The following is a 2,877-nucleotide window of genomic DNA, read 5'->3' on the forward strand; positions in this document are numbered from 1 at the left end:
AGGCCACCGGCTCGACCAGGTAGTGGCTGCACATGCGCAGGAAACGCCGGTTGTAGGCGCGATCCCGTCCCACCAGGATCGCGTCCACCGCCGTGCGCATGTTGTCGTAGATGCCCCGCGTGCAGGTTGCGTATTCCGGTGATCCTGATCGGCTGATCCAGCCGAAGGTGATCATGCAATCCGGTGATCGTGATCATCTGCCCTCTGGTGAGGGTTGGCAGGTGGCTGGGGCCAAGGAGAAGTGCGGCCGACGGTTGTAGATGTCACTCGCAGGCTTTGCCGGTCAAGGCATCGTTGCTGGCGTGACGCTTGCGCAGGCTGGCGCCCTTGAGTTCGATCCGGTGGGCACGGTGAATGATGCGGTCCACGATGGCATCCCCGAGGGTCAAATCGCCCACAACGTCGTGCCACAGGTTCGGGGGCACCTGGCTGGTGATCAGCAGGGAGCCGCGGTCGTAGCGGTCGTCGACGATCTCGAGCAGATCGCGGCGCTGCTCGGCGTTCAACGGCTCCGGGCCCCAATCGTCGATGATGAGCAGGCGTGTGCGCTCGATCGCCGCCATCATCCTGGACAGCCGTCCCTCGCCCCGGGCGGTCGCCAGATCGGCGAACAGCCGCGGGGCACGCTTGTAGAGGACGGAATAGCCCTCCCGGCAGGCCTTGTGGCCGAGCGCGCAGGCCAGCCACGACTTGCCGACCCCGGTTGGGCCCGTGATCACCACATGGCTGTGCTCGCGGATCCAGCCGCAGTCGGCGAGGCGGAGGAACATCGCCCGGTCCAGGCCGCGCGGGGTGCGGAAGTCGGTGTCCTCGATCACCGCTGCCTGACGTAGCCGGGCCTCACGCAGCCTGCGGGTGAGGCGGCTGTTGTCCCGGCTGGTTGTCTCGCGGTCGACCAGCAGGCCCAGCCAGTCTTCGCGGGAGAGCGCCGCCGCCTCCGGGGCGGCGAGGAGTTCGGTGAAAGCCTGTGCCATGGCACTCAGGCCGAGGCCGCGCAGGCGCTCGGCGGTGGGATGGATCAGCATCGGATCGCCTTTCAATGATAGTAGCCGGGGCCGCGGATGTTCTCGTGCATCAGCATGGCCGGCTCGTCCGGCACGGCCCGCCGCTCCTGGCGGTTGTTGAGGATGGCGGCGACCGAGCTGTAGGAGCGCGTCCCCAAGGCGAGTGCCCGGGAGCAGGCGGCGTCCACCCGCTCGGCACCGTGGCGTTTTACCAGGCCGAGGATGCCGATGCAGGAGCGGAACCCCTGCTCGGGATGCGGCCTGGAGCGCAGGATGACCTCCACCAGCGCCGCCGTGTCTTGTCCGATGGCGCCCGCCTCCCGGTGAATGCGCTCGTGGCTCCACTCCCGGTAGCGGCGATGCGACTTGGGCATGTGTTCGGCCAGGGTGCTGGGCTGATGCCTGCGGGTGCCGCGCGGATGGCTGGCCACCCGCTGGCCGCGGTGAAAGATCTCCACCGTCGCGGCCGTGGTCCGCGCCTCCACCTCCTGGCGCACCAGGGCGTGCGGCACCGAGTAGAAGTGCCGCTCGACCTCCACATGATAGTCGAGCCCGACCCGGCAGCGTTTCCAGGCCGCGTACTCATAGGCGACCTCCGGCAGGGGCTGCAGCGCCGGCCGGTCCAGTCCCTCGAACAGGGCACGCCGGGTCGTGCCCAGAGCACGCATCGGCCGCTCGTTGAGCTGGAGCACCAGGGCCTGGATCGCCCCATCGAGCTCGGCCAGGGAGAAAAAACTCTGGTTCCGCAGCCGCGCCAGGATCCATCGCTGCACCACCTGCACACCGACTTCAGCCTTGGCCTTGTCGCGCGGCTTGTAGGGCCGCGCCGGCAGCACGGCCGTGCCGTAATGCGCCGCCATCTCGGCATAGGTCCGGTTCACCGCCGGCTCGTGGAAGCAGGCGCGGGTGATCCCGGCGCGCAGGTTATCGCTGACCAGTTGACGCGCAACACCGCCGAAATGCGCAAACGCCCGCACATGGCCATCGATCCAGTCCGGCAGCGCCTGGCTCCAGACCGCACAGGCAAAGGTGTAGCTCGACGCCCCCAGCACGGCGACGAAGATCTCCGCCCGTCGTTCCGCCCCGCCCGCCCCCTCCAGCACCGCCATGGTGCTGCCGGCGAAATCGACGAAGATCCGCTCGCCTGCCGGGTGGACCTGCCGCAGCGTCGGTTTCAGCCGTCCCGCCCAGGACCGGTACAGGTCGCAGAACCAGGAATAGCCAAACCCGTCCGGCGCTCCCGCCCGGTACTCCTCCCACAGCAACGACAGCGTCACGTTCGGACGCCGCAGCTCCCGGTGCACCCAGGCCCAGTCGGGCTGCGGCCGGTCCTCGACCGCGGCTCCACTGGCCGGCGGAAACAGCAACGCCTCCAGCCCCGCGTCGCTCATCTCGTCCGGCAACGGCCAGCCCAGCCCGGCACTGCGCGCCCGCCTCAGATAGGCGTGCACCACGCCCTGGCTCAGCCCAAGGCTGCGAGCTATCACCCGCTGGGAAAGGCCCTGGCCCCAGCCAAGCCGTAGAACATCTCGGATCTTGCGCATCGGCACTCTCTCGCCTGGCATCCCGCCCCCCTGCTCAGCACGGGAACGAAACTACCGCTGGTTGAGACTTGCCGGCCGCGCCACTCCTCTGACCCGCCCCCGATCCCGGTGATTACGATCACCGGAATCGCTGATCAGCATCCACCGGACCCAGTGATCACGATCGAACGGAATCGCTGATCACAATCCACCGGATTACGCATGCAGGTACCGCGAAAGAAGGCGAACGCCCGGTCATGAGCGTCAAACACCATCTCTTGCGTCTCGCGCGGATAAGCGCGGACGAACAGCATCCGGCTGTGGCACAGCCTCACATGCGCGACTTTGAC

General features: G+C 68.1%; 2 protein-coding genes and 1 pseudogene. All 3 read right to left on the reverse strand.

Going from position 1 to position 2,877, the window contains the following annotated elements:
* Positions 1 to 263: 263 nt before the first annotated feature.
* Positions 264 to 1,025 carry an IS21-like element helper ATPase IstB gene (istB, locus tag ROTAS13_RS22230; protein WP_075823465.1) on the reverse strand — a complete coding sequence of 254 codons (762 nt, stop codon included), beginning with the start codon at positions 1,023 to 1,025 and terminating at the stop codon, positions 264 to 266.
* An 11-nt stretch (positions 1,026 to 1,036) separates the two neighbouring features.
* Positions 1,037 to 2,569, reverse strand: coding sequence for an IS21 family transposase (istA, locus tag ROTAS13_RS22235; RefSeq protein WP_075823467.1), 1,533 nt, complete (start codon positions 2,567 to 2,569; stop codon positions 1,037 to 1,039).
* 164 nt (positions 2,570 to 2,733) lie between these two features.
* Positions 2,734 to 2,877 (reverse strand): annotated as a pseudogene (locus ROTAS13_RS27855) (IS21 family transposase); the annotation flags it as partial.

It is taken from the genome of Roseomonas sp. TAS13 (assembly GCF_001950415.1).
Classification (GTDB): Bacteria; Pseudomonadota; Alphaproteobacteria; order Acetobacterales; family Acetobacteraceae; genus Roseomonas; species Roseomonas mucosa.

What these genes read in the sequence shown, in the direction of transcription:
- istB (WP_075823465.1), bottom strand. Translation starts at nt 1,025, where the DNA reads ATGCTGATCCATCCCACCGCCGAGCGCCTGCGCGGCCTCGGCCTGAGT.
- istA (WP_075823467.1), bottom strand. Translation starts at nt 2,569, where the DNA reads ATGCCAGGCGAGAGAGTGCCGATGCGCAAGATCCGAGATGTTCTACGG.